Here is a 22,575-nt window from a genome sequence, read left to right on the forward strand (position 1 = left end):
CGTGACCCGTGGTGTGACGGTTTCCAAGAGCAGGCCCGAATTCCTGCTCTATGAATCCAAGAAGCAGCTGCGCAAGCCGCTGAAGCTGCTCGACGGCGCCGGCGAGCAGATGTCCTTCTACGGGCGCACGCTCGCGTGGATCCCGAAGACACTGGTCCATTACACGCGCGAGGTGCTGCGGATCCTGGCCGAGGTGGCCTTCGGCTCCGGCGGTCTGGCCGTCATCGGCGGCACCGTCGGCGTCATGATCCTGATGTCCGGCTTCACCGGCGTGGTGGTCGGCATGCAGGGCTACGCGGCCCTGAGCCAGATCGGTTCGGAAGCACTCGCCGGCTTCCTGTCGGCCTACGTCAACACGCGCGAGGTGGCACCGCTGGTGGCCGGCCTCGCCCTGAGCGCGACGGTGGGCTGCGGCTTCACCGCTCAGCTCGGCGCCATGCGCATCTCCGAGGAGATCGACGCCCTCGAGGTGATGGCGGTCCCGTCGATCCCGTTCCTGGTGTCGACCCGTGTGATCGCCGGTTTCGTCGCCGTCATCCCGCTGTACGTGCTGGGTCTGTTGGCCGCCTATCTGGCGTCCCGGGTGATCAACACCGCCTTCAACGGGCAATCGACCGGCTCGTACGACCACTATTTCAATCTCTTCCTGCCACCCGCGGACGTCTTATGGTCGTTCGTCAAAGTCCTGGTGTTCGCGTTCGTGATCATCCTGGTCCACTGCTACTACGGCTACTACGCCTCGGGCGGTCCGGCCGGGGTCGGCGTGGCCGTGGGACACGCGGTACGGGCAGCATTGGTGCTGATCGCGGTGATGGACTTCTTCCTGGGCCTGGCGATCTGGGGTACCAGCACGACGATCAGGGTCGGAGGGTAGGAGCCCAGTGGGTGCAACAGTCAAACGCAGATTCCTGGGTCTGCTCTTCTACGTCGTCGTGCTCGGCCTGCTCGCCACGTCGGTGCTGATCTTCCGCGGAACCTTCGAGACCACCACCAAGGTGAACCTGATCACCGCCGACGCCGGCAACGCGCTGACGCCGAAGGCGGACGTCAAGGCGCGCGGCGTGGTGGTCGGTACCGTCGACGCGGTCAACGTCCAGTCCGACGGCCAGGTGGACGTGGCGCTGGCGCTGGATCCGAAGCTGGCGGGCGAACTGCCGGCCAACAGCACCGCCCGCGTGCTGCCCAAGACGCTGTTCGGTGAGCGCTACGTGTCCATCGAGATCCCCAAGCAGGCGCAGGGCGGGACCCTGGCCTCGGGCGGCACCATCTACACCGATCCGAACGGCAACGCCCCCGAGGTGGAGGACCTGTTCGACGCGCTGCTGCCGATCCTGCAGGCCGTGCCGCCGGAGGACCTGAACGCGACCCTGACGTCGATCAACGCGGCGCTGGCCGGTCGCGGCAGCGAACTGAAGGTCACCATCGCTCAGCTGAACGACATCTTCGGCGAGCTGAACGACAACATGCCGGAACTGCAGGGCACCCTCGAGGGTCTGGCCACCTTCTCGGAGACCTACTCCGAGGCGCTGCCGGACGTGATCGACGCGCTCGACAACTTCCGCGTCACCAACCGGACGGTGGTCGACCGCCAGGGCGACCTGCGCACCGTGATCCAGACGCTCGGCGTGGCCGCGGTGGACACCACCGAGTTCCTGAAGACCAACCGCCGTGACCTGGTGAACCTGGCCGTCGACTCGGAGACCGCGCTGGTCCAGCTGGCCCGCCAGTCGCCGACCTTCGGCTGCACGTTCAACAACTTCGCCACGATCATCCCGAAGGTGGGCCCGATCGTCGGCAAGGACACCGAGAACCCCGGTGTGCACGTGAACCTGCAGTTCGTGAACCCGCGCGGCCGGTACCTGCCCAACCAGGACGAGCCGCGCCTGTGGTGGACCGATCCGCCCGCCCGCTGCTACGAGCCGGCCACCAACGGCCGACCGTTCCCGCAGTACCCGGGCGGTAGCGTGCCGGACGGCTCGTACCAGCCGCCGAGCCGCAACGCCGGCCCGACCAAGTGGCCGGACCTGCCGCAGCCGCAGTTCAGCGCGATGCCCGCCGACGCCGGCACCGCGAGCGACTACAAGAACCAGATGAAGATGATCTACGGGGCCGACAGCGGCCAGTATCCCGCCGATGTGCCCACCTGGGTCACGTACATCGGCGCGGGTGCCCTGCAGGGAGCGGAGGTGAACGTCAAGTGAGAGGCATGTGGGCTCCGCTGATCAAGCTGATCGTCTTCGCCATCGTCACGGTGCTCGCGACCAGCGTCCTCGGACTGCTGATCGCCAACGCGGGCGCCTCGGGCAGCAGCAGCTACCGGGCGGTCTTCTCCGACGCCGCGATGCTCAACCCGGGCGACGACGTCCGGATCGCCGGTGTGCGCGTCGGCCAGGTGGAATCGGTGGAGATCGTCGACCGCAACCTCGCCGAGGTCGCGTTCAACGTCAACCGCGACCGGCTGCCCAAGAGCACCCAGATCTACATCCGGTACCGCAACCTGGCCGGTCTGCGCTACGTGGCCCTGGAGAAGGGCCCCGGCGACGCCGCAGAGACGGTGGGCAAGGGGTACACCTTCCAGTACGACCCCGACCGCAAGGTCTCCAGCACCCATCCGGCGGTGAATCTGACCGAACTGTTCAACGGCTTCCGGCCGCTGTTCAAGCAGATCACCCCGGACGACATGAACAAGCTGGCCGAGACCGTGATCAGCGTCTTCCAGAACGGTGACGGCGTCGACATGGGCGCCACCATCGGCTCGCTTATCGAGCAGACTGCCGAACTCACCAACACCATCGCCGACAAGGACGAGGTGATCGGCGAGATGATCACCAACCTCACCAAGGTGCTGGACACGGTGAACAAGAACGACGAGCAGTTCACCGAGTTGCTGACCAACACCGAGAAGCTGGTGGTCGGCCTGGCCGCCCAGCGCGGCTCGGTCGGGTCCGCGATCAGCTCGGTCTCCAACCTGACCTCGCTGACCGGTTCGATCCTGAGTCAGACGCGACCGTCCATCCAGTCGTCGCTGTCGGGCCTCAAGCAGGTCTCGGACAAGATCAACGAGCGCGAGGGCGACGTCGAGAAGATCCTGCAGAACCTGCCGGTGAAGCTGGAGAAGCTGGGCCGCTCGGCCACCTTCGGTTCGTGGTTCCAGTTCTACCTGTGCGGTATCGACATCGTCGCCGGCAACGGAAAGTCCACGCTGCTCTCGCAGCCGCTGATCCCGCTGCCCGACATCAACCACGTGCTCTACACGAGCGCCGCCACCCGGTGCTGGGCTGACGGCAAGATCAACGGGGAGGGGTGACCATGGCCGACGAGCAGAACAATCCCTCCGCGGCGCACGACATCGACGTCACCAAGCTGCCGCCGAAGAAGTCCCGGCGGTTCGCCGGCCGGCGCAGCGCACGCAGCATCGGCATCCTGGGCCTGGTGGTGATGGTGATGCTCAGCATCTCCACCTTCTACCTCAAGGATCTGCCGTTGGTGGGCGCGAGCCCCCAGTACACGGTGCAGTTCTCCGAGGCGGCCGGCGTGCAGCCGGGCAACGAGGTCCGTGTGGCCGGCGTCCGCGTCGGTGAGGTGACCGATGTGAGCCTGGACGGCGACCGGGTGCTGATGAAGATGCGGGTGTCGAACACCTGGATCGGCGACCGGACCCAGGCGACCATCCAGATCAAGACGGTGCTGGGGCAGAAGTACATCGCCCTGAACCCGATGGGCAGCGAGATCGCCGATCCGCGCGTGGTGCTCACCGACACGGTGGCGCCGTACGACGTCATCGAGGCCTTCTCCGACGCGACCGATCAGATCGAGAACGTCGACACCGATCAGGTGGCCAAGGCGCTCGGCGAGCTGTCCGACGTGTTCACCGCCTCCGCCGACGACATCGGGCCGTCCCTCGAGGGCATCTCGCGGCTGTCGAAGACCATCGCCAGCCGAGACGCCGAAGTGCGTCGTCTGCTGCGGGCGACCCGGGACTCCACCAAGATCCTGGCCGACCGGAACGAGGAGTTCACCCGGCTGATCGCCGGTGCCGGCGTGCTGCTGGAGGAACTCAACAACCGGCAGAAGGCCATCTCGACGCTGCTGGCCAGCACCGAGAGCCTCAGCCGGGCGCTGACCGGGATCGTGCGCGACAACGAGGCCCAGATCGGCCCGGTGCTCGACTCGCTCAAGGGCGTCACCGACCTGCTGACCGAGCAGAACGGCAACCTGCGCAGCAGCATCCAGAACATGGCGCCGTTCTACCGGCTGTACGCCAACGTGCTGGGCAACGGCCGCTGGTTCGAGTCCGTGGTGACCAACCTGCTGCCGCCGGCGCTCCCGGCGCAGAACACGCACCGGCCCCCGAACATGCAGAAGAACCTCAATAACGGCGGAACGGAGAGTGGCGGCTGATGGCGACTCCGGATACCACTGCCAACGACACCAAGTTCTTCAACGCGAAGAACATCGCGATCACCGCCCTCGTGGTGGTCGTGGCGCTGATCGCCGGCATCATCGGCTGGTGGGCCTGGGGCCTGGTGACCTCCACCAAGGTCAAGGCCACCTTCCCCAGCGCCGTCGGCATCTACGAGGGCAGCAACGTGCGGATCCTCGGCGTGAACGTCGGCAAGGTCACCAAGGTGACCCCGACCGGCGACACCGCCCAGGTGGAGATGCGGGTGGAGAACGGCGTCGAGCTGCCCGCCGACGTGCAGGCCGTACAGATGATCCCGTCCCTGGTGGCCGACCGCTACGTGCAGTTGATCCCGGCGTACTCGGGCGGCCCCACCGCGGGCTCCGACGTCACCCTCGGCCTCGACCGCACCGCGGTGCCGGTCGAGATCGACGCGATCTACGAGAACCTGCAGAAGCTGTCCAAGTCGCTCGGACCGGGCAAGGACGGCGTCAACCAGAAGGGCGCGCTGAGCGACTTCGTCACCGCCGGAGCCGAGGCCCTCGACGGCAACGGCGAGAAGCTGGGCGCGGCGATCACCAACCTGTCCAAGGCGGCCAGCACGCTGTCGAATTCGCGCGGAGACCTCGCCGGGACCATTCAGAACCTGGACGTCTTCGTCGGGGCCCTGAAGGAGAACGACCAGCAGGTCCGGCAGTTCAACAAGCAGATGGCCTCGTTCAACACCTTCCTGGCGTCCGAACGCAACCAGTTGGGCAAGGCGCTGAGCACGTTGTCGTACGCGCTGGGCGACGTGGCCGGCTTCCTCTCCGAGAACGAGGCCAAGCTGGGGCAGGCGATCCGCGATCTGCAGCCGACCGGTCAGGCGCTGCTCGACAACCGCGAAGACCTGCTGGAGATCTTCACGGTGCTGCCGGTGACGATCAGCAACCTGATCAACGCCTACGACGCCGAGGCGGGCGTGGTGGCCATGCGCGTCAACATCCCGGATCTGCAGGATCCGATCGCCGCGCAGTGCAAGTTGCTCGACCTGGGCAAGCTGCTGCCGGGCAATCCGCTGGCGAAGGACTTCTCCAAGAAGATGTCGCCGCTGGTGGACCACTGCCTGGAGCTGGGCGAGCAGATCACCGACGGGGTGCTCGAGCCCATGCTGCCGATCCTCCCGTTCGGCATCATGAGCGGCAACAAGCTGCAGCGGATGCCGACTCCGGGTGCGGTTCCCGGCATTCCCGATCCGGCTCTTCCGGGAGGCAACTGATGTGGTTCGGTAAGTCGGCCCGCCTGAAGGCGGCCGGTGTCGGCGTCGCGATGACCGCGGTGATCGTCGGCGCCTCCGGCTGCGGTCTCAACGTTCAGGAGATGCCGCTGCCCGGTGGCGTGAGCCTGGGTGACAACCCGCGCGAGTACAAGATCGAGTTCGAGAACATCCTCGACCTGGTCCCGCAGTCCGTGGTGAAGATGGACGGCATCCCGGTCGGCCGGGTCACCAAGATCGAGGTTCCGGGCGACTCGTGGAACGCCCTGGTGCACGTGAAGGTGCAGAACACGGTGAACCTGTCCGATCAGGCGAACGCCGCGGTCCAGCAGACCAACCTGCTCGGTGAGAAGTTCGTGGCGCTCAGCGAGCCCGAGGACTCCCAGGGCGATCCGCGCCAGAACTCGAGCGTGCCGATCCCCACCTCGCGGACCAAGACCACCACCGACATCGAGGAGCTTCTGGGGGCGCTGTCGCTGCTGCTGAACGGCGGCGGCATCAACCAGCTCGAGCCGATCATCACCGCGCTCAACGAGTCGATGGGCGGCACCGAGGGCAGCAAGCAGACACGCGAGTTGCTGATCAACGCCGAGAAGCTGATCGACGGCCTCAACGAGCAGCGCGACAACATCGTGAAGGCGGTCGACGGTGTCGCCGCGCTCTCCGAGCGCGCCGCGAACCAGACCCAGCAGATCGAACGCGTCCTGCAGGAACTGCCCGCAGGCATCGCGGTCCTGGAGGAACAGCGGCCGCAGCTGGTGGACCTGCTGACCAAGCTCGACGAGCTCGGCCAGGCCGGTACCGACGTCCTGGGCAAGGCGCACAAGGCCATCATCAACGACCTCAAGGCGCTGAGCCCGATCCTGACGCAGCTGGCCAAGGCATCGGACGACCTGATCACTGCGGCGCCGCTGATGCTGACGCATCCGTTCCCCGACGACATCCTGCCCGCCGTGCACGGCGACTCGACCAACCTGTTCATGACCGTCGACCTGCGGCTGCTGAATCAGCTGGAGGCGCTGGGTGTGGGCCAGGGGACGCCGAAGTACTCGCCGCCGAGCGTCAACCCGCCGAAGGTGAACAAGAACAACCCGTACGTCAACGGCAACGGCCCGCGGTGGGGCTGGCCCACCATCTCGCTGCTGCCGCCCGCGCCGAATTCGCGGCCGGGGCCCAACACCCCGCCGTCGGGTGGCACGTATCCGATGAACCCGACCACCAAGAAGCGGCCCTCGTCGACGTCGACCAAGAAGTCGACGCCGTCGAGCACCAAGAAGCCGGCCTCCTCGACCGGCAACCAGTACGGCGTGAACCCGGCGTCCGACGACATCGGATTCCTCGACGGTCCGATCGCACTGCTGGGAGGCTCCGATGCTCAGTAAGCTCGTCAAGATCCAGCTGGTGGTCTTCGCCGTGGTCGGCGTGCTGGCGATCGTCTACGTCGGTGCCACCTACGCCCGCCTGGACAAGCTGGTCGGCATCGGGCAGTACCCGGTGACCGTGCGGATGGGCGAGACCAGCGGCGGCATCTTCAGCAACGCCCAGGTGACCTACCGGGGCGTCCCAGTGGGCCGCGTCGGCAACATGGAGCTCACCGAGTCTGGCGTCGACGTGGAGTTGCTGATGGACTCGCGCGCGCCGAAGGTGCCCGCCTCGGCCGTGGCCGTGGTGGCCAACCGCTCGGCCATCGGTGAGCAGTTCATCGACCTGCAGCCGCCGAGCGGCAACGGCCCGTACCTCGAGAAGAACTCGGTGATCACCGAGTACGAGCTGCCGCCGAAGCTGCAGGACGTCATGAGCGACACCATCAGCCTCACCGAGTCGGTGCCGGTCGACGACCTCACCACGGTGGTCACCGAGTTGGGCAAGGCCTTCGACGGCCAGGCCGACAACATGAACCGGCTGGTCGACGCGCTGATGAATCTGGCCGAGACCGGGCACGACAACCTCGGCGAGACCATCTCGCTGATCCAGAACTCGAATGTGGTGCTGGGCACGCAGGCCGAGCAGTCCGATCAGATCCTGGCCTGGTCCAAGGGCCTGGAGCTGGTCACCGCACAGCTGGCGTCGTCGGACCCGGACGTGCGCCGGATCCTCACCAACGCGCCCATGACGGCCACGGAGCTGTCGTCGTTCCTGCAGAAGCACGGCGACGACGCGACCACGCTGATCCATCAGCTGGGCGAGACCGTGCACACCATCGAGCCGGCGAGCTTCGCCACCGGGGCCACCTTCGCGATGTTGTCGGCGCTGTCGGCCGGCAGCCATTCGCCCGCCCCGGGGGACGGCCAGATCCACTTCGGCATCGTGCTCGAGACCAACAACCCGCCGTCGTGCACCGTGGGTTACGAGAGCACCGACGCGCTCATCGCCGAGATGAAGCGGCGGAACCCGGACTTCGACATCACCTACGACGATTTCCCGTTCAACAAGGACGCCAACTGCGAGGTGGCCGTGGGCAACCCGACCGGTGTGCGGTCGGCCAATCGTGCGGCGCTGGCGAACCCGGAGATCGCACAGCCGTGGGACAACACCCCCAAGAAGGACCCGGACAAGCTCAACCTGAACCCGCTGGCGATGCAGCTCGCGTGGCTCCAGGGCGTGCACCCGACCAAGTACAAGAGCTGACGGATTCTCCCCCGGGCGAGCTGCCCGGGGGAGAGCCGCGGCAAGGCCGCTGATTGAGGTGAGCGGCCGCGAGTAGATACAGTGGCGCCCAATGAGTTCTGAGCGAGACGACCACAACGGGTCGAGCGACACCCCTGACGGGTCGAGCAACACCCCTGACGAGTCGAGCGACACCCCTCGCGGGTCGAGCGAAGTCGAGACCACCGAGAAGCTCTCGAGGAAGCAGCTGCGCGCCCAGCGCAAAGTTGCCGAGGCCCAGGCGGCATTCGACCGCCCCCGCAAGAAGTCCGGGGACTCCGACAGCGGTGACCGGCACTGGGCGGCCTCGCTCGCCCTGGCCACCGGCGTCGCCGCCCTGGCCGGCGCCGTCGCCTGCCTCGGCTGGTTCGGCTACACCGGCGTCAGCGCGTACGTGGTAGAGAACAGCAAGGCCGCCAAGATCCGCAACCAGTCGATCGACGCCGCCGAGCAGGCGATCCTCAACGTCACCAACATCGACGTCAACGACATCGACGGCTGGGAGAAGCGGCTGCAGTCCTCGCTCACCGGTGAGGCCCTCGAGCAGACCCAGGACGGCACCGTCACCCAGCTGAAGCAGGAGATCGCCGACGGCCAGCGGTCGCAGACCGCGGAGCTGACCGCGGTGATCCGCCGCGCGGCGGCCACCGAGGTGAACGTGGACGAGAACAAGGCCACCGTGCTGGTGTTCTCCACCTCCACCGCCAAGGGGGAGGGCGACGATCCCGGCGAATCGGTGCCGATGGAGTTCCTGGTGACCGTCGTCGAGGCCGACGGCATGCGCAAGGCGGACAAGATCGTCGCGCTCAGCGGCATCCGCTACACCGACGGCACGCAGGAAGGCGGCCGCTGATGAGCGACGACAAGAACCCCGAGCAGCCCGGTACCGATCCCGACGAGCCCGCCGCCGACACGTCCGCCGCCGACGAGTCCGCAGCCGGGGACGCGGCGGCGAGCACCCGCCGGATCGTCGAGACCCCGATCGACCTGTCCGGCGTCGCCGCGGCCACCGAGAAGATCCGCGCCGCCCGCGGTCAGACCTCCCGGGTGCGCCCGCGCGAAGAAGCCGTCGACCTGTCGGGTGTCCGTGCCTCGTCGTCGCCCCCGTCCGCCGCCGTCCCCGCTCCGGTGGGCCGGCACCGCTCCAGTCGGGAGTCGATGTCCCTGGCGATCACGTTCTGGCTGATCGCCGCGATCATCGGCGGCATCGCAGCCCTCTTCGCCTGGCACCCGGGTGTCAGCGGCACCGAGAACCGCGCCTTCGTCAACAGCGGCGAGACCAGTGAAGTGATGTCGCAGCTGTCGGACAAGGCCTGCCGGCCGTTCAGCTACGACTGGCAGAAGCTCCAGGAGTCGGTCGGACACGCCGCCGCGTCGCTGACCGGGACCGCCAAGACCGACTTCGAGAAGACCGCCGAGACCAACCGCAAGATCATCGTGCAGGCCAAGGCCGATTCGGACTGCCACGTCGACACCGTGGGCGTCTCGTCGCTGACCGGCGACCGCGCCGTGCTCCTCGCGACGCTGATCATCAGCGTCAACAGCGACGGCCAGGCCGTGGAGAACGTGACCCCGCGACTGCAGTACACCATGGTCAAGGAGAACGGCGACTGGCTGATCAGCGAAGTCGGCGACGTCGACTGACCTGCGCGGGCACCGCCGAGGTGAATATCTCGGTTTTCCACGCCAATCAGCGCGTTTTGCTTGACGTGACGGCCTCGGCGGTACACGCTGTTCCCAGCGAGAACTCATGGCACCCGCGTCCGGGAGCCGTCTGGGCAGCCACGCCGGGTTCACCGCGCCGGACCGTCGCTCCGACGGGGTTGACACACCCTGCCCGAATTCTGATACAGTAGGACGTTGCGCTGGCTGCACCCTGTCCACTGATCGGAAATACCAACCGAACACACCTGTGTTCGCCTTGGGAAAACCGCAGGTCATCAGGATTGAAGACCACGCAAGCGGCCCCAAGGCCAATGGCTATATGCCACACAGTGAACATTTCGTGTTGGAAGGACGCATCTTGGCACTCGACCGCCAGTCCACCTCAACCACCTCGACCGGCAGCATCCCTGGAGCTCCGCGCCGTGTCTCTTTCGCCAAGATCGACGAGCCGCTGGAAGTTCCGGGTCTCCTGGATCTGCAGTTGGACTCGTTCGAGTGGCTGATCGGTGCGCCCGAGTGGCGCGCGAAGGCGATCGCCCGGGGTGAGGACAACCCGGTCGGCGGACTCGAGGATGTCCTCCGCGAGCTCTCGCCGATCGAGGACTTCTCGTCCTCGATGTCCCTGTCGTTCTCCGAGCCGCACTTCGACGAGGTCAAGGCCTCGATCGACGAGTGCAAGGACAAGGACATGACCTACTCGGCGCCGCTGTTCGTCACGGCCGAGTTCATCAACAACAACACCGGCGAGATCAAGTCGCAGACGGTCTTCATGGGCGAGTTCCCGATGATGACCGACAAGGGCAGCTTCATCATCAACGGTACCGAACGCGTCGTCGTCAGCCAGCTCGTCCGCAGCCCGGGCGTGTACTTCGACAAGGACATCGACAAGACCACCGAGAAGACCCTGCACGCGGTCAAGGTGATCCCGAGCCGCGGTGCCTGGCTCGAGTTCGACATCGACAAGCGCGACACCGTCGGCGTCCGCATCGACCGCAAGCGCCGCCAGCCGGTCACCGTGCTGCTGCAGGCGCTGGGCGTCACCCGCGAAGAGATCGCCGAGCGTTTCGGCTTCTCCGAGATCATGATGTCGACGCTGGAGAAGGACCACACCACCAACCAGGACGAAGCCCTGCTGGAGGTCTACCGCAAGCTGCGTCCGGGCGAGCCGCCGACCAAGGAGTCCGCCGAGAGCCTCCTGGAGAACATGTTCTTCAAGGAGAAGCGCTACGACCTGGCGCGTGTCGGCCGCTACAAGATCAACAAGAAGCTGGGCCTCACCGACAACCCGATGAACGGCGACTCGGTGCTGACCCGCGAGGACATCGTCACCACCGTCGAGTACCTGGTGCGTCTGCACGAGTCCGACCCGAACGCCGCGACCGTGCCGATGATGACCGGCCCCGGCGGCGTCGAGGTGCCCGTCGAGGTCGACGACATCGACCACTTCGGCAACCGTCGCCTGCGCACCGTCGGCGAACTGATCCAGAATCAGATCCGGCTGGGCCTGTCCCGCATGGAGCGCGTCGTCCGCGAGCGGATGACCACTCAGGACGCCGAGGCCATCACCCCGCAGACCCTGATCAACATCCGGCCCGTCGTGGCCGCGATCAAGGAGTTCTTCGGGACCAGTCAGCTGTCGCAGTTCATGGACCAGAACAACCCGCTGTCGGGTCTGACCCACAAGCGCCGCCTGTCGGCGCTGGGCCCGGGTGGTCTGAGCCGTGAGCGCGCCGGCCTCGAGGTCCGCGACGTGCACCCCTCGCACTACGGCCGCATGTGCCCCATCGAGACCCCGGAAGGCCCGAACATCGGCCTGATCGGTTCGCTCTCGGTGTACGCGCGGGTGAACCCGTTCGGCTTCATCGAGACCCCGTACCGCAAGGTGGTCGACGGTGTCGTGACCGACGAGATCAAGTACATGACCGCCGACGAGGAGGACCGTTACCTGATCGGTCAGGCCAACACCTCCTACGACGCCGACGGCACCATCACCGACGACCGCGTCCTGGTGCGTATCAAGGGCGCCGAGGTGGAGTTCGTCCCGGCCTCACAGGTGGAGTACCTCGACGTCTCGCCGCGCCAGATGGTGTCGGTCGCGACCGCGATGATTCCGTTCCTGGAGCACGACGACGCCAACCGCGCCCTGATGGGTGCCAACATGCAGCGTCAGGCGGTGCCGCTGGTCCGCAGCGAGTCCCCGCTGGTCGGCACCGGCATGGAACTGCGTGCCGCCGTCGACGCCGGCGACGTGATCGTCAACGCCGATTCCGGCGTGGTGGAGGAGGTCTCGGCCGACTTCATCACCGTGATGGCCGACGACGGCAGCCGCCAGAGCTACCGTCTGCGCAAGTTCGAGCGTTCCAACCACGGCACCTGCGCCAACCAGGTCCCGATCGTGGACGAGGGACAGCGGGTGGAGGCCGGTCAGGTCCTGGCCGACGGCCCCTGCACCGACTCCGGTGAGATGGCCCTGGGCAAGAACCTGCTCGTGGCGATCATGCCGTGGGAGGGCCACAACTACGAGGACGCCATCATCCTGAGCCAGCGGCTCGTGGAGGAGGACACCCTCACCTCGATTCACATCGAGGAGTACGAGATCGATGCCCGCGACACCAAGCTGGGCGCCGAGGAGATCACCCGGGACATCCCGAACGTCTCCGACGAGGTGCTCGCCGATCTCGACGAGCGCGGCATCGTCCGTATCGGCGCCGAGGTCCGCGACGGCGACGTCCTGGTCGGCAAGGTGACGCCCAAGGGCGAGACCGAGCTGACCCCGGAGGAGCGTCTGCTCCGCGCGATCTTCGGTGAGAAGGCCCGCGAGGTCCGCGACACCTCCCTGAAGGTGCCGCACGGTGAGACCGGCAAGGTGATCGGCGTCCGCGTGTTCTCGCGCGACGACGACGACGATCTGGCCCCCGGTGTCAACGAGCTGGTGCGCGTCTACGTCGCGCAGAAGCGCAAGATCCAGGACGGCGACAAGCTGGCCGGCCGCCACGGCAACAAGGGCGTCATCGGCAAGATCCTCCCGCAGGAGGACATGCCGTTCCTGCCCGACGGCACCCCGGTCGACATCATCCTGAACACCCACGGTGTGCCGCGTCGTATGAACATCGGCCAGATCCTCGAAACCCACCTGGGGTGGGTCGCGAAGGCCGGCTGGAACATCGACGTCGCCGCGGGCGTGCCGGATTGGGCCGAGCGCCTGCCGGAGGAGCTGTACTCGGTGGAGCCCGACACCAACACCGCCACCCCGGTGTTCGACGGTGCCCGCGACGAGGAGCTCGCCGGTCTGCTGGCGTCGACCCTGCCGAACCGCGACGGTGAGGTCATGGTCAACGCCGACGGCAAGGCCGTGCTGTTCGACGGCCGCTCCGGTGAGCCGTTCCCGTACCCGGTGGCCGTGGGCTACATGTACATCATCAAGCTGCACCACCTGGTCGACGACAAGATCCACGCGCGTTCGACCGGCCCGTACTCGATGATCACCCAGCAGCCGCTCGGTGGTAAGGCGCAGTTCGGTGGTCAGCGATTCGGTGAGATGGAGTGCTGGGCAATGCAGGCCTACGGCGCGGCGTACACGCTGCAGGAGCTCCTGACCATCAAGTCGGACGACGTCGTCGGCCGCGTGAAGGTCTACGAAGCCATCGTCAAGGGCGAGAACATTCCGGAACCGGGTATCCCGGAGTCGTTCAAGGTGCTCCTCAAGGAGCTCCAGTCCCTGTGCCTGAACGTGGAGGTGCTGTCGTCCGACGGTGCCGCCATCGAGATGGCCGACACCGATGACGAGGACCTCGAGCGCGCCGCGGCGAACCTGGGTATCAATCTGTCGCGCAACGAGAGCGCGACGATCGACGACCTCGCCAACTGACGACCACATCCTTAGTTAGACAGCAGAGCTACTGAAAGGCGACAAGTGCTCGACGTCAACTTTTTCGACGAACTGAAGATCGGCCTGGCCACGGCCGATGACATCCACAACTGGTCGTACGGCGAGGTCAAGAAGCCGGAGACCATCAACTACCGCACCCTGAAGCCGGAGAAGGACGGACTCTTCTGCGAGAAGATCTTCGGACCGACTCGCGACTGGGAGTGCTACTGCGGCAAGTACAAGCGCGTGCGCTTCAAGGGCATCATCTGCGAGCGCTGCGGTGTCGAGGTGACCAAGGCCAAGGTGCGCCGTGAGCGCATGGGCCACATCGAGCTGGCTGCTCCGGTCACCCACATCTGGTACTTCAAGGGTGTGCCCAGCCGGCTGGGCTACCTGCTCGACCTGGCGCCGAAGGATCTCGAGAAGATCATCTACTTCGCCGCCTGGGTGATCACCTCGGTGGACGACGAGCTGCGGCACGCCGAGCTCTCGACCCGTGAGGCCGAGATCGTGGTGGAGCGCAAGGCCATCATGGACGACCTCGAGGTGGCCCTGGCCGAGCGCCAGAGCAAGCTCGAGGCCGACCTGGCCGAGCTCGAGGCCGAGGGCGCCAAGGCCGATGCCAAGCGGAAGGTGCGCGACGGCGCTGAGCGCGAGCTCAAGCGGATGCGCGATCACGCCGGCCGCGAGGTGGAGGCCCTGGACGAGATCTGGGACAAGTTCACCAAGCTGACCCCCGGCGAGCTGATCGTCGACGAGAAGCTGTACCGCGAACTGGAAGACCGCTTCGGCGAGTACTTCAGCGGCTCCATGGGTGCCGAGGCGATCAAGAAGCTCCTCGAGAACTTCGACATCGACGCCGAGGCCGAGTCGCTGCGCGAGACCATCCGCAGCGGCAAGGGCCAGAAGAAGCTGCGTGCGCTCAAGCGCCTGAAGGTGGTGGCGGCGTTCCAGCAGTCCGGGAACAGCCCGCGCGCCATGGTGCTCGACGCCGTGCCGGTGATCCCGCCGGAGCTGCGTCCGATGGTTCAGCTCGACGGTGGCCGTTTCGCCACCAGCGACCTGAACGATCTGTACCGCCGCGTCATCAACCGCAACAACCGCCTCAAGCGACTGATCGACCTCGGTGCGCCCGAGATCATCGTCAACAACGAGAAGCGGATGCTGCAGGAGTCGGTGGACGCGCTCTTCGACAACGGCCGTCGTGGACGTCCGGTCAACGGCCCGGGCAACCGGCCGCTGAAGTCGCTGAGCGATCTGCTGAAGGGCAAGCAGGGCCGGTTCCGCCAGAACCTGCTGGGCAAGCGCGTCGACTACTCGGGCCGTAGCGTCATCGTCGTCGGCCCGCAGCTGCAGCTGCACCAGTGCGGTCTGCCCAAGCTGATGGCGCTGGAGCTGTTCAAGCCGTTCGTGATGAAGCGTCTGGTCGACCTGAACCAGGCCCAGAACATCAAGTCGGCCAAGCGCATGGTGGAGCGTCAGCGTCCGCAGGTGTGGGACGTCCTCGAAGAGGTCATCGCCGAGCACCCGGTGCTGCTGAACCGTGCACCCACGCTGCACCGTCTGGGCATCCAGGCCTTCGAGCCGCAGCTGGTGGAGGGCAAGGCCATTCAGCTCCACCCGCTGGTGTGTGAGGCCTTCAACGCCGACTTCGACGGTGACCAGATGGCCGTGCACCTGCCGCTGAGCGCGGAGGCGCAGGCCGAGGCCCGCATCCTGATGCTGTCCTCGAACAACATCCTGTCGCCGGCCTCGGGTCGCCCGCTGGCCATGCCCCGCCTGGACATGGTGACCGGTCTGTACTACCTGACCACCGAGAAGGACGACGCCATCGGCGCCTACCGTCCGGCGGAGAAGGATGACATCGAGCGCGGCGTCTACTCGAGCCCGGCCGAGGCCATCATGGCCGTCGACCGCGGTGCGCTGAGCGTGCAGGCCCCGATCAAGGTGCGTCTGACCGACCTGCGTCCGCCGGCCGACATCGAAGAGGCCGAGTTCGACGGCAAGTGGCGCAAGGGCCAGGCCTGGGAGCTGCACACCACCCTGGGTCGGGTGCTGTTCAACGAGCTGCTGCCGCCGGACTACCCGTTCGTCAACGATCAGATGCCGAAGAAGCGTCAGGCTGTGATCATCAACGATCTGGCCGAGCGCTACCCGATGATCGTCGTCGCGCAGACCGTCGACAAGCTCAAGGACGTGGGCTTCTACTGGGCGACCCGTTCGGGCGTCACGGTGGCCATGTCCGACGTGCTGGTGCCGCCGGCCAAGAAGGAGATCCTCGACCGCTACGAGGGCCAGGCTGACAAGCTGGAGCGCAAGTACCAGCACGGCGGTCTCACCAAGGAGGAGCGTCGCGACGCTCTGGTCGAGCTCTGGAAGGAAGCCACCGAGGAAGTCGGTAAGGCGCTGGAGGAGTACTACCCGGACGACAACCCGATCACGATGATCCCGAAGTCGGGGGCCACGGGCAATATGACCCAGGTCCGCAACCTGTCGGGCATGAAGGGTCTGGTGACCAACCCGAAGGGTGAGTTCATCCCGCGTCCGATCAAGTCCTCGTTCCGTGAGGGCCTGACCGTCGCCGAGTACTTCATCAACACGCACGGCGCCCGCAAGGGTCTGGCCGACACCGCGCTGCGTACCGCCGACTCGGGTTACCTGACCCGTCGTCTGGTGGACGTCAGCCAGGACGTCATCGTGCGCGAGACGGACTGCGGCGTCGACCGCGGCATCGTCGTGCAGATCGCCGCATGGCACGAGAACCCGGTCACCGGGGAGCGCGAGCTGGTCCGCGATCAGCACGTGGAGACCTCGGCCTACGCCCGCACCCTGGCCGCCGACGCGGTCGACGCCGACGGCAACGTCGTCGTCGAGCGCGGTCACGACCTGGGCGATCCGGCGATCGAGAAGCTGCTCGGCGCCGGCATCACCGAGGTCAAGGTCCGTTCGGTCCTCACCTGCGGCACCGGCACCGGCGTCTGCGCCATGTGCTACGGCCGCTCGATGGCCACCGGCAAGCTGGTCGACATCGGCGAGGCCGTGGGCATCATCGCCGCGCAGTCGATCGGTGAGCCCGGCACGCAGCTGACCATGCGTACGTTCCACCAGGGCGGTGTCGGCGACGACATCACCGGTGGTCTGCCCCGCGTCACCGAGCTCTTCGAGGCCCGCGTGCCCAAGGGCAAGGCCCCCATCGCCGAGGTGTCCGGCCGCATCCGCCTGGAAGAGGGCGAGCGCTTCTACAAGATCACGATCGTCCCGGACGACGGATCCGAGGAGCAGGTCTACGACAAGCTGTCCAAGCGTCAGCGTCTCGCCCCGGTCGTCCAGCCGGACGGCAGCGAGCGCCCGCTGGCCGACGGCGACCACGTCGAGGTGGGCGAGCAGCTCATGGTCGGCCCGGCCGACCCGCACGAGGTGCTCCGCGTGATGGGCCCGCGTCAGGTTCAGGTCCACCTGGTCAACGAGGTGCAGGAGGTCTACCGCCGTCAGGGTGTGTCGATCCACGACAAGCACATCGAGACCATCGTGCGCCAGATGCTGCGTCGCGTGACCATCATCGACTCCGGTGCCACCGAGTTCCTGCCCGGTTCGCTCACCGAGCGCGCCGAGTTCGAGGCGGCCAACCGTCAGGTGGTCACCGAGGGCGGCGAGCCGGCTTCGGGTCGTCCGGTGCTCATGGGTATCACCAAGGCCTCGCTGGCCACCGACTCGTGGCTGTCGGCGGCGTCGTTCCAGGAGACCACGCGTGTCCTGACCGATGCGGCCATCAACAGCCGCAGCGACAAGCTGGTGGGCCTCAAGGAGAACGTGATCATCGGTAAGCTCATCCCGGCCGGTACGGGCATCAACCGTTACCGGAACATCCAGGTGGAGCCGACCGAGGAGGCCCGCGCGGCCGCCTATGCTCTCCCGACGTACGACGACACCTACTACAGCCCGGACGGCACCTTCGGTGCCCCCTCCGGTGCCGCGGTGCCGCTGGACGATTTCGACTACGGCGGCGACTACCGCTAGTCCGAGCCGACCCGGAACCCCCGCTTCCTTCGCTGGAAGCGGGGGTTCCGCGCATCCGCCGCCCAATCCGCTCGGTGAACCCCTCGCGCCGCCTGAGCCGCTCAGCGAACGAAGTGAGCGAGCGTGTCGAAGGCATGGCCCCCGTGATCGCGACTCCACTCGATCGGCGAGGCCCGGTGCTGGCGCTACTCAGTCGTCTGGGACCCCCGCTTCCCTTCTGGAGGCGGGGGTATCGCGCATCCGGGTGCTCTTCGCGAGCGGCCCGTGACGAGGTAGCCGATCCACGAGATCACCACGATCACGGCGACGGCGGCCTGAACCGCCACCAGGTTGTCCTGCGGGTAGACGACGCCGGTGAGGTAGTGGTCGATGAATCCGGTCGAAGGTAGTGTCTGGTCGCCGGCGTGTTCACGGCCCCAGTTCTCGGCGTGGGTGAGTGGGCAGTCGTACCCGATGACTACGCTGCCGACACCCCACACCGCGACGGCCAGGTGCAGCCAGATGGTCCGCCGCCACCGCCAGGCGAGGAATCCGCCCACCACCAGGTAGGCGAGGAACGCGAAGTGCAGCCCCATCGCGACGTCGGCGACCAGCCGGTATCCCATACCTGCCTCCTGCCCTCCACCCTACGAGCCCGACTACAAACCCAGCGCCCGACTACAGACGCAGCAGTCGCGAATGCTGGGTTTGTAGCCCAACGCTGGGTCTGTAGCTGAGTGCTGGGCCTGTACCCACCCAATGCCCGACACGCCGGGACGCCCGGCAGGGAACCGGCCGCTGACTGCGCGCGTCCAATACGCATGTGGACGTACGACGATCACGGCTTGCTCCGGAGGAAGGCGGTGCTGAGCGCCGGGGTCCCCGCCCGGACGTTCGACGCGGCGGTCCGGGCGGGCGAACTGGTCTCGGTGGGGCGGGGAACCTACGTCGACGCCGCCCAGCTCAAAGGTCAGCCAGAGCATCAGCGGAGCGGGCTGAAGTATCGCTACCGGTGCATCGCCGTGGCGGCCTCCGGCAGTCGCCTGCTGAGTCACGAGTCGGCGGCGGCGCTGCACGGGCTCGCGGTTTTGCATCCGCATCGCAGAGCCGTTCATCTGACCGGTGACGACGACACGGGATACGCGAAGAATCGCCTGGTCGTGGTGCATGCGGGGCCCGTCGCGGCAGACGACGTCGTGGTGATCGACGGTGTGCGAGTCACCGGTCTGGCCCGCACAGCGGTCGATGTCGCGCTCACCACCGACTTCCCTCGAGCGCTCGCCGTCCTGGATTCGGCGCTGCGTCAGGGGATCGACGCAGACGACCTCCGACAACGTCTCAAAGCTCCCCGCAAGGGGGTCGGTACTGCGAGGCGGGCACTAGAGCATGCCGACGCAGGCGCCGCCAACCCGGGTGAATCGTGGTGCCGGGCCCAGATGATCGACGCGAGGTTCCCCGTGCCGGTGCTGCAGCGGGTCTACCGCCTGAACAACGGACGCACGGCCGAGGTGGACTTCGACATCGACGGCAAAGTGGTGCTGGAGTTCGACGGTCTGGTCAAGTACGGCGGCACCTACCTCGGAACGGGGCAGACGCCGTCGGCTGTGCTCATCGCGGAGAAGCTCCGGGAGGACGGCTTGCGGGAACTCGGGCTCGACGTCGTCCGTGCTGTGTGGGCCGATCTGCAGGAGCAGACGATGCTACCGAGGCTGGCGCGTCACCTGGCGGCGCGAGGCGTGCGGGTTCCGCCGCGCTGGGTGCAGGCTCCCCCATAAACCCAGCGCTCGGTCGCAATCCCAGCGTTCGGCCGCAATCCCAGCGTTCGGCCGCAAACCCAGCGTTCGCGAGTGCTGGGGATGTAGCCGAGTGCTGGGTCTGTCTCCAACAGCAGAGAGTCACCCCTGCACGACGACGATCAGCGACTGCCCAGGAACCGCGCCATCGTGCGTTCAGCCAGCGCGGTGATGGTCAGCGCCGGATTCACCAGACCCACCGCTCCGGGGGCGAAGGAGCCGTCCACTACGTACAGGTTGTCGTACCCGTGGACGGCCCCGTCGTACCTGGCCGCGCGGTTCATCACCACGCCGCCGAGCCCGTGGTACGTGCTCGACGACCCGAACCCGACCGCCCGCGAGTACACCGGGATGCCGCTGGCCGGGCGCCCGTGCCGGACCTCGGCCTTCTGCCAGAAGTGCTGGGCGAAGGCCGCGCCGCGCCGGTCGAGCAGGTTGCCCTCCGGGAACGGGTAGTTGATCTCCGCGGTGCCGGTGGCGTGGTTGTAGTCGATGCTGCCGCGTTCGTCGGAGTGCACCTGGATCAGGTTGGTGGTCGCGGTCTTGCCCAGCGGCGATGGCAGCGGCGTCGAATGGTAGACGATCGACGCCGGCCCGCCGGGCAGGTCGTCCTCGTACAGCCGGCCGAAACCGGGGCCGCCCTGCTGGGCGCCGTAGTCGTCGAGCAGGCCGGTGCGTGCGGTGAGGAAGTCGCCGTTGGCGCCGAAGCCGTCGCCGATCTTCGGGGACAGCTTCGGCAACCTGCCTTTGGCGCGGGCCTCGATCAGCATGCGGGTGGTGTGGAACGACCCCGCCGCCATGAACAGGTAGTCGGCTTCGAGGGTGACCACCTTGCGGGTGCGGTGCTGGTCGTCGATCAGACGGGCCCGCACCACGAAGCCGGGGCGCCGCGACCGGGGCCGGATCTCGAACACCTCGTGCATCGGCTTGATCTGCACGTTGCCGGTCTTCTCGGCGGCCGGCAGGTAGTTGCGGTCGACGGAGTTCTTGGCGCCGCTGTTGACGCCGAAACCCAGCTCGCCGGCGATGATCGAGGCACGACGGCGACCGGCCAGTTCGGCGCGGACGACGTCCCAGTCGATGGCGTACTCGAACGACACCGGCTCGCTGCCGTACCGGCGGACGGTCTCGCGCCAGGTCCGGGTGCCGATGTAACGCGGGTGGGCCATGATGTCGGCGGGCAGCTTCGACGCACCCAGCATCTTCTGGGCGCGCGGATAGTAGGTGGCGGCCAGTTCGTCGAAGTTCGCGCCGCCCGGGAAGACGTGCTCGAAGTCCTTCTTGCGGGGGACCGGGGTGAACGACCCGAAGGCCAGCGAGCCTCCGCCGACCCCGGCGCCGTACACCGAATCGATGCCGTTGCCCTTGATGCGGTCGAGGATCCCGGGATAGCGGGCCACAGGGATGCCGACCGACGAGGTGACGCCGACAGTGTCGCTGAACCATGCGGCCCGGCCATCGGGTGCGGTGAAGGTGGCGAAGGTGTTGCCGTCGGAGCGGATGAGCCAGCGGCGTCCGCGTTCGAGCACGGTGGTGCGGATCCCCGCCTCGCCGAGCCGCAGAGCGGCCACAGCGCCGCCGAAGCCGCTGCCGATCACGATGGCGGTGGGACCGTCGTCCGGCGGGCGTGCGGCCGCGTCGCCGGTGGCCCGGCCGACGGCGGCGAACGCTGCTGCGCCCGCGGCACCGGCCAGCAGCGCGCGACGCGTGATCGGGTTGGCCGGTGAACTACCTGGTCGGCTGAAAGTCACGGCTTAGCCTAACGGTTAGCTAAGGGAATCCTAAGTGATAACCGTCACATCATACCCAATTCGCTGAAATCGGACTACCTGACGCCGATCGCCCGGGCGATCATCGGCCACGACAGCCGCATGTCCGCCGAGAACAGGCCCCAGCTGTGGGTGCCGTCGGGGCGGTGGTTGAAGCGGTGGTTGATGCCCAGCGCGTTGAGCCGGTTCGACATGTTGGATGTGCAACTCAAGGCGATCGCCTCGATCACGTTGCCGCCGAACATGCCGCCGAGGGTCTCCCGCGGTCCGCCGTCGATCGGTCCCGGGAGGCCGGAGCCTGCCGACAGGAAGATGGTCTTGCCGCGAAGCTTTCCGGCGTTGACGACGGGGTCGTGTTTGATCCAGTCGGGGTTGTCGTAGAAGCCCCACATGTTGAACGGGTTGGCGCCGCCGCGCAGCGGGATCACGGTGTTCGACAGCCGCCCGAGCGGATCGGTGGTGCCGGGGCAGCCGCTGTAGGCGGCGACGGCGCGGAACCGGTCGGGTGCCTGGATGGCGAGGTCGAGCGCCGGTCCCGCGGACATCGAGACGCCGCTGAGGGCGTTGGCACCGCTGGTGCGGAAGGTACGGTCGATCGCGTCGGGGAGTTCGCGGGTGTAGAACGTCTGCCACTTGTTGACGCCGAGCATCGGGTCGGAGTGCTGCCAGTTGGTCATCATCGAGAAGCGCCCGCCCATGGGCAGAACCACGTTCACCTGCTTGCCGGCGAAGAACTCCTTCACGCCGCCGTTGTTGTACCAGCTGATGCCGTCCTCGGCGCCACCGGCACCGGGCAGCATGTAGAAGCTGGGCAGTCCGGCGGGCTTGCCGACGGGGTGCAGCACGTGGCTGTCGATCACCCGGTCCATCGCCGGCGAGTACACGGAGATCAGGGAGATCCGGGGGGAGATCTCGCGGACGCCCACTACCCGGGCGGCGGCGTCGCCCGCCGCCGGCGAGACCACGAGCCCGATCGCGGCGACCACGGCGGCCAGGGCCACGGTGAGAAGTCGTCGTGAGTGCGCAATTCTTCTCATAACGCCCCGACGCTAGGGCCGGGGTGTCTGCTGGGGAACCCCCGACCCGCCCGCCGAGACGGAACCGTTGCGCAACCGCCGCTTCCCCGCTTCCCCGTCCCCATCGCCCGTCCGTCGCCTGAGCCGCTCCGTCTCATCCCGTTG

15 protein-coding genes are annotated in these 22,575 nt (G+C 67.1%); 12 read left to right on the forward strand and 3 right to left on the reverse strand.

Annotated features, from left to right (window positions below; all coding sequences use genetic code 11):
* The first annotated feature begins 1 nt into the window (after position 1).
* The 11 genes from ABD732_RS03490 (at position 2) to ABD732_RS03540 (ending at position 17,853) form a co-directional block, all read left to right on the forward strand.
* Positions 2-874 carry an MlaE family ABC transporter permease gene (locus tag ABD732_RS03490; protein WP_344780644.1) on the forward strand — a complete coding sequence of 291 codons (873 nt, stop codon included), beginning with the start codon at positions 2-4 and terminating at the stop codon, positions 872-874.
* Between the two features lie 7 nt (positions 875-881).
* Positions 882-2,201: an MCE family protein gene (locus ABD732_RS03495; RefSeq protein WP_344780646.1), complete on the forward strand. Its 1,320-nt coding sequence runs from the start codon at positions 882-884 to the stop codon at positions 2,199-2,201.
* Positions 2,198-3,307, forward strand: coding sequence for an MCE family protein (locus tag ABD732_RS03500; protein ID WP_344780648.1), 1,110 nt, complete (start codon positions 2,198-2,200; stop codon positions 3,305-3,307). The genes ABD732_RS03495 and ABD732_RS03500 overlap by 4 nt, the downstream gene beginning before the upstream one ends.
* A gap of 2 nt (positions 3,308-3,309) precedes the next feature.
* On the forward strand, positions 3,310-4,401 hold the full coding sequence (locus ABD732_RS03505; protein ID WP_344780650.1) for an MlaD family protein: 1,092 nt from the start codon (positions 3,310-3,312) through the stop codon (positions 4,399-4,401).
* Positions 4,401-5,660 carry an MCE family protein gene (locus ABD732_RS03510; protein WP_344780652.1) on the forward strand — a complete coding sequence of 420 codons (1,260 nt, stop codon included), beginning with the start codon at positions 4,401-4,403 and terminating at the stop codon, positions 5,658-5,660. The genes ABD732_RS03505 and ABD732_RS03510 overlap by 1 nt, the downstream gene beginning before the upstream one ends.
* The gene (locus tag ABD732_RS03515; RefSeq protein WP_344780654.1) at positions 5,660-7,039 is read left to right on the forward strand and encodes an MCE family protein; all 1,380 of its coding nucleotides are present in this window, start codon (positions 5,660-5,662) and stop codon (positions 7,037-7,039) included. The genes ABD732_RS03510 and ABD732_RS03515 overlap by 1 nt, the downstream gene beginning before the upstream one ends.
* Positions 7,029-8,285, forward strand: a complete 1,257-nt coding sequence (locus ABD732_RS03520; protein ID WP_344780656.1) for an MCE family protein — start codon at positions 7,029-7,031, stop codon at positions 8,283-8,285. The genes ABD732_RS03515 and ABD732_RS03520 overlap by 11 nt, the downstream gene beginning before the upstream one ends.
* Before the next feature lie 91 nt (positions 8,286-8,376).
* Positions 8,377-9,156 carry a hypothetical protein gene (locus tag ABD732_RS03525; RefSeq protein ID WP_344780658.1) on the forward strand — a complete coding sequence of 260 codons (780 nt, stop codon included), beginning with the start codon at positions 8,377-8,379 and terminating at the stop codon, positions 9,154-9,156.
* Positions 9,156-9,947 carry a hypothetical protein gene (locus tag ABD732_RS03530; protein WP_344780660.1) on the forward strand — a complete coding sequence of 264 codons (792 nt, stop codon included), beginning with the start codon at positions 9,156-9,158 and terminating at the stop codon, positions 9,945-9,947. The genes ABD732_RS03525 and ABD732_RS03530 overlap by 1 nt, the downstream gene beginning before the upstream one ends.
* A gap of 379 nt (positions 9,948-10,326) precedes the next feature.
* The gene (gene rpoB / locus ABD732_RS03535; RefSeq protein WP_344780662.1) at positions 10,327-13,836 is read left to right on the forward strand and encodes a DNA-directed RNA polymerase subunit beta; all 3,510 of its coding nucleotides are present in this window, start codon (positions 10,327-10,329) and stop codon (positions 13,834-13,836) included.
* Between the two features lie 45 nt (positions 13,837-13,881).
* Positions 13,882-17,853, forward strand: coding sequence for a DNA-directed RNA polymerase subunit beta' (locus ABD732_RS03540; RefSeq protein ID WP_344780664.1), 3,972 nt, complete (start codon positions 13,882-13,884; stop codon positions 17,851-17,853).
* Positions 17,854-18,038: 185 nt separating this feature from the next.
* On the opposite strand, the gene ABD732_RS03545 is transcribed toward ABD732_RS03540, so the two are convergent.
* Positions 18,039-18,458, reverse strand: a complete 420-nt coding sequence (locus ABD732_RS03545; RefSeq protein WP_344780665.1) for a DUF2784 domain-containing protein — start codon at positions 18,456-18,458, stop codon at positions 18,039-18,041.
* A 219-nt stretch (positions 18,459-18,677) separates the two neighbouring features.
* Here ABD732_RS03545 and ABD732_RS03550 point away from each other — a divergent pair, with 219 nt between their 5' ends.
* Positions 18,678-19,607 (forward strand): type IV toxin-antitoxin system AbiEi family antitoxin domain-containing protein, encoded by a 930-nt coding sequence (locus tag ABD732_RS03550; protein ID WP_344780666.1) that lies wholly within the window; start codon positions 18,678-18,680, stop codon positions 19,605-19,607.
* A 140-nt stretch (positions 19,608-19,747) separates the two neighbouring features.
* Here the strand turns inward: ABD732_RS03550 and ABD732_RS03555 are convergent, their stop codons facing one another.
* Positions 19,748-21,376, reverse strand: a complete 1,629-nt coding sequence (locus tag ABD732_RS03555) for a GMC oxidoreductase (RefSeq protein WP_344780667.1) — start codon at positions 21,374-21,376, stop codon at positions 19,748-19,750.
* Between the two features lie 74 nt (positions 21,377-21,450).
* Positions 21,451-22,431, reverse strand: coding sequence for an alpha/beta hydrolase (locus tag ABD732_RS03560; RefSeq protein ID WP_344780668.1), 981 nt, complete (start codon positions 22,429-22,431; stop codon positions 21,451-21,453).
* Positions 22,432-22,575 lie beyond the last annotated feature (144 nt).

The sequence above is a fragment of the Gordonia caeni genome, from assembly GCF_039537105.1.
Taxonomy (GTDB): domain Bacteria; phylum Actinomycetota; class Actinomycetes; order Mycobacteriales; family Mycobacteriaceae; genus Gordonia; species Gordonia caeni.